Below are 5,713 nucleotides of genomic sequence, written 5' to 3' on the forward strand. Positions count from 1 at the left end.
TCGGCGGCCTCCTGGATACGCTCCTCGACCTCCTCGTTCGACACGCCTTCCTCGGCGGCCCAGTCGTGCAGCGGCAGCTCCAGACCGAGCGTCGACTTCACCTTCTCGTCGAGGCCGTCGATGTCCCACTGTTCGGCATAGGCCTTGGGCGGCAGGTGGCGGGCGACGAAATCCTCGATGGTGTCCAGGCGCATCTCGCGCACCACTTCGGACAGGTCCGTGGAGGCCATGAACTCGGCGCGCTGTTCGAACACGGCCTTGCGCTGGTCGTTCACGACGTCGTCGTATTTCAGCAGGTTCTTGCGGATTTCGTAGTTGCGCTGCTCGACGCGCTTCTGGGCCGTGGCGATGGCGCCGTTCAGCCACTTGTGGGTGATGGCCTCGCCTTCCTGAACGCCGAAGGTGCGCATGATCCCGTCGAGACGCTCACCGGCGAAGATGCGCAGCAGGTCGTCCTCGCAGGACAGGAAGAACTTCGAATGGCCGGGGTCGCCCTGGCGGCCGGTGCGGCCGCGCAGCTGGTTGTCGATGCGCCGACTCTCGTGACGCTCGGTGCCCAGCACGAACAGGCCGCCGGCGGCCAGCGCCGCCTGTTTGGCGCCGGCGATCTCGCCCTCGATCCGTTCGCGGACCTCCAGCGCCATTTCCGGGGTGATCTCGACATTGGCCGCGCGCTGGTCCTCGCGCCACTTGGCGACCTTCATGTCGACGTTGCCGCCCAGCTGGATGTCGGTGCCGCGACCGGCCATGTTGGTGGCGATGGTCACCGCGCCGGGCACGCCCGCGTCGGCGACGATGGCGGCTTCCTGCTCGTGATAACGCGCGTTCAGCACGCTGTGCGGCACGCCGGTCGTCGCCTTGCCGTCGATTTCGAACTTGTGGAGCTTCAAGAGCTCCGACAGCGCCTCTGATTTCTCGATGGAGACCGTGCCCACCAGGATCGGCTGGCGGCGGCGATAGCAGTCCTCGATCAGGCCGAGGATCGCCGCGTTCTTCTCGGCGGCGGTGCGATAGACCTCGTCGTCGTCGTCGATCCGCACCACCGGCCGGTTGGTGGGGATCTCGGCCACGTCCATCTTGTAGATGTCGAGGAATTCCTGCGCCTCGGTGGCGGCGGTGCCGGTCATCCCCGAGAGCTTGGAATAGAGGCGGAAATAGTTCTGGATGGTCACCGAGGCCAGGGTCTGGTTCTCGGGCTGGATGACCACGGCTTCCTTGGCCTCGATCGCCTGGTGCAGGCCCTCCGACAGCCGGCGGCCCTGCATCATGCGGCCGGTGAATTCGTCGATCAGCATCACCTCGCCGGCGCGGACGATGTAGTCCTTCTCGCGCTGGTAGATGACGTTGGCGCGCAGCGCCTGGTTCACGTGGTGGACGATGGAGACGTTGGCGGCGTCATAAAGCCCGGCGGAATCCTCGGCCAGGTGCCCGCCGGAGAGCAGGGTCTCCTCGATGGTCTCCGCGCCCTCCTCGGTGAGGATCACCTGCCGCTGCTTCTCGTCGAAGTCGTAGCTGGTCGGGTCCTTGATCAGCTCCTTCACCAGAGCGTCGATGGTCTTGTAGAGCTCGGAGCGATCCTCGGTCGGACCGGAAATGATCAGCGGCGTGCGCGCCTCGTCGATCAGGATCGAGTCCACCTCGTCGACGATCGCGAAGTTGTGGCCCCGCTGGACCATTTCGCTGGCCTCATAGACCAGGTTGTCGCGCAGGTAGTCGAAGCCGAACTCGTTGTTGGTGCCATAGGTGATGTCGGACTGGTACGACCGCTGCCGCTGGTCCTGCGACAGCCCGTGGACGATGGTCCCGACGGTCAGGCCGAGGAATTCATAGACCTGGCCCATCCACTCGGCGTCACGCTGCGCCAGATAGTCGTTGACGGTGATCAGATGGACGCCCTTGCCGGCCAGCGCGTTCAGATAGACCGGCGCGGTGGCGACCAGGGTCTTGCCCTCGCCGGTGCGCATCTCGGCGATGCCGCCCTGATGCAGCACCATGCCGCCCACCAGCTGCACGTCGTAGTGCCTCTGGCCGAGCGTGCGCTTGGCGGCCTCCCGGACCACGGCGAAGGCCTCTTCCAGCAGATTGTCGAGGGTCTCGCCCTTGGCCAGGCGGTCGCGGAACACGACGGTCTTGTCGCGCAACTGGGTGTCGCTCAGCGCCACCATGGCCGGCTCCAGCGCGTTGATCTTGGCGACGCGGGCCGCCATGGCCTTGACCTTGCGGTCGTTGGAAGAGCCGAAGAACCGTTGGAACATGCTCAAGGGGGAAGTCCGGTTTGCTGCGAGGCTCGGAGGGGCGATGGCCGAAGCCCTTCGTCTGCCGGAATAATTCGCTCATTTCAGGGCGCGGGAGACTTAAGCAGCGCCCCCCCCGGTGTCAACGCGGGCGCGGGGCGCGACGCGCCAGGTCAGGGACCACTATCAGGGAAATTGGCTTGCCGTGAAGCTCGGCGCGGGCGTCGCCTCGGCGGCCTGCGCCGCCGCGGCTTCGCACAGCGCCAGCATCGTCCGCAGCAGCGCCTGTGGACTGATCGGCTTGGCGATATGCGTTGTCGCCCCCGCGTCGATGGCCTCGGCCACGTGATGGGTCATGGCGTTGGCGGACAACGCGATGATCGGCGCGGCGGGCGCCGCGTGGCGCCGCTCGCACGCTCGGATGGCCCGCGTGGCGCTGAGCCCGTCCATGACCGGCATCTGCAGGTCCATCAGCACGATATCGAACCGGCCAGGGGCAAAGGCGTCCACCGCCTCCTGTCCGTTCTCGACGAAGACCACCTGGGCCTCGATGGTTTCCAGGACCATGCCGACGATGCGGCGGTTGTTGGGATTGTCTTCCGCCACCAACACCCGGGGACCGCTGTGGGCCGGATGGGCGGTGATGGCCTCGTCCACCGGCGGTTCATCCGCGGCGACCCGCGGAGCCTGGAAACGGAACACGAATTCCGAGCCCACGCCGGTCTCCGAGCTCAGCGTGATGTCGCCGCCCATCATCCGGGCCAGCGAGCGGGCGATGGCCAGGCCAAGACCGGTGCCGCCAAACTGCCGCGTGATCGATCCGTCGCCCTGTTCGAAGCGGGTGAACAGCCGCTGGGCCTGGCTCTCCGAAAGTCCCCGCCCGGTGTCGGAGACGCGCACGGTGATTTCTGCGCCGGACGCAATGTCGCTGGCGGAGACCACGACCCTGACCGAGCCTCTGTCGGTGAATTTGATGGCGTTGCTCAGGAGGTTGCCGACCACCTGACGGACCCGCAGCGTATCGCCGGCGAAGCTGCCGGCTGCTGAGCGGTCCACCTCGACCGTGAAGTCCAGGCCGCGTTCATCCGCCTTGGCGGCGAACAGGTCGAAGGTCGATTTCAGGCTCTCGGAGAAATCGAAGGGCGCCTGTTCGACCTCCAGCCGCCCGGCCTCGATCTTGGCGAAGTCGAGGACGTCGTTCAGCAGTCGCTCGAGCATCCTGCCGGAATCGACGATGATCGTGACCATTTCGGTCTGCCGGGGATCGAGGGCGGTCTGGCTGAGCAACTCGGCGACGGTGGTCACGCCATTCAGCGGCGTGCGAATCTCGTGGCTCATGTTGGCGAAGAAGCGGGACTTGGCCTCATTGGCCTCGACGGCGACGCGCCGTTCGTAGTCCGCCGATCGTGCGACTTCGGTCAGGCGGCGGCTCTGGCCGGTGGCCAGGGTCTGGGACACCAGCAGGCTGAGGCGGGACACCAGCAGCAGGTCCTTGGCCGAGTAGGCGCCGAGCTGTGAAGTGCAGATGACCAGCAGACCGCTGCCGGCGGGCGTCGCCAGGGGCGCGTAGAGACCACCGCCGACGAGCAGGGGATAGCCCCTGCAGGCGGCCCACTCCGGAGCCAGCGCGTTGTTCGGAACCACCGCCGGCCGGCCGGCGGCGACTCGCTTGAAGAAGGCTCCGGCCGGCCACCAGGCCCCCACTGCGGCGGGGTCGGTGGCGGCGCCGCAGACGAATCCGTCGCCCTCCGGTCCGCCGCCGGGCTCAAGCACGAGGGCCACGTCGAAGGTCAGCGCCTGGCGCAGCACGTCGAAGGCGCGGGTCAGCAGCACGGCCGGTTCGTCGTCGGCCTGCAGCGCCTCGATGCCGCTCAGCACCAGATCCTGTTCGCGCAACCGCTGGGCCTGGGCGGCCTCGATCTGCTTGACCGAGGCCAGAGCCTCGCGGAGTTGCTCACGTTCCAGCATGTGTCAGCCGAAGGTGAGGGCGGAAACCATCAGATTTCCGTGGCGGTTGCAGTTTTCCATGATCGCGCCCTGCTCCCCGAAGGTGTGAGCCCCGAGGAAGGGCGCCGGGCCGATGGCGTCGCGGACGCCCTGCACGACCTCGTCCATGCGTTCGCGGACGTGCAGCATGCAGCCGCCGCAATAGATCACCAGGCCGCCGCGCGTGGCGTCGATGGGCCATCCGCCGGTGGCGCAGGCGTTGGCCACCACGGCGCCTCCCCGCTTGACCAGCGAGTCCGGCGAGCCGCGCATCAGGTGGATACGGTCCCCGACCGCGATGTCGGTAAACAGCGACACGTCGCCGTCCGATCCCATCAGCGCGGGATGTGACAACACGAACATCGGCACCCCCTCGACTTCGGCGGCGATCCGGCCAAGCGGCGTCGCGGTGCTCTGGGCCAGGATCATGCCCCGGTCCGACGCGCTGACCGCACCCTCGGTCCACCGGCTGTAGAGCGTGGCGGCCGGCTGATGGTCGATTTCGAGGATCTGGCGATCGCCGGCGCGGGTGACGATCCCGGAGTGTCCGCTCGGGGTGTAGCCGCTCTGGAAAGCCGCGCCATGGGCCGTGGTCGGGAACAGCACCGCCACCACGGCGTGGTCCGGGGTGACGCCCTGTGGCGAGAACTGCCGCCACTGGCCGGCGATGGCCTCGTCGGCGGAACTGCCGCCGATGATCGGCGTCGTCCGGCCGATCACCGACTGGATGCCTTCGAGGACCGCCTCTTCCTGGCCAGGCGGCTGGCAGCACCAGACCAGGGTGGGCGCCTCGAAATCGCGGCCGGCGGCAGCCAGCGCGGCCTGGATCGCCGCCGCGCCCGCCGCGTGCGGCGCCACGCCGATCTCCGCTGCGCCGACGCCGTAGGACCCCTCCCGATCGCAGATGCCAAAGAGGCCGAGCGCGCCATCCGGTCCGGTGTGAAATCCGGCTTCGGTCATGACCCCGCCACAGGACGTTCCGCCGACCACCGGGACGCCGGGCAGTCGCCGCCCGATGGCTTCCAGCAGCGCCGGCTCGGCATGATGCTGGGTCGCGTAGAGGAACAGCAGGTCGGGCGTGGCGCCGAGCCTTGACATCAGCCCGTCCAGCGCCTCGTTCGCCGCGACCTCCGCCCCGGGACGGACACTGAATGCGGACGCGGTCTTCATGGGAATTCCTCAGTTTACGCCGTCAGCATGGCGCGGAAAGCCTAAGGAATTGCCAGCGCAGGGCAAAACAGAACGACCCTCCGGAGGGATCTCCGAAGGGTCGCCGAGGTTCAGCGGTGAAAGGCGCCTGAACTGGCCTTGACGGTTAGTAGACTTCGAACAGCCCCGCGCCGCCCATGCCGCCGCCAATGCACATGGAGACCACGACATGCTTGGCGCCGCGGCGCTTGCCTTCCTGCAGCACGTGGCCGGCGAGGCGCGCGCCGGTCATGCCGAAGGGATGGCCGATGGCGATGGAGCCGCCATTGACGTTGTATTTCTCC

General features: G+C 67.7%; 3 protein-coding genes and 1 pseudogene. All 4 read right to left on the bottom strand.

The genetic code is table 11. The annotated features are described in order from the left end of the window. Positions 1–2,255: preprotein translocase subunit SecA (gene secA / locus RMN86_RS07960; protein ID WP_309605303.1), on the bottom strand; the 2,255-nt coding region annotated here is incomplete at its 3' end. Between the two features lie 165 nt (positions 2,256–2,420). Beyond that, entirely contained in the window at positions 2,421–4,202 is a 1,782-nt protein-coding gene (locus RMN86_RS07965; RefSeq protein WP_309605301.1) for an ATP-binding protein, read from the bottom strand. A gap of 3 nt (positions 4,203–4,205) precedes the next feature. Beyond that, positions 4,206–5,390, bottom strand: a complete 1,185-nt coding sequence (locus RMN86_RS07970; protein ID WP_309605302.1) for an FIST N-terminal domain-containing protein — start codon at positions 5,388–5,390, stop codon at positions 4,206–4,208. Between the two features lie 145 nt (positions 5,391–5,535). Further along, positions 5,536–5,713, bottom strand: a pseudogene (locus RMN86_RS07975) (acetyl-CoA C-acyltransferase); the annotation flags it as partial.

Origin of the sequence: Phenylobacterium sp., from assembly GCF_031360265.1 — a bacterium.
Classification (GTDB): domain Bacteria; phylum Pseudomonadota; class Alphaproteobacteria; order Caulobacterales; family Caulobacteraceae; genus Phenylobacterium.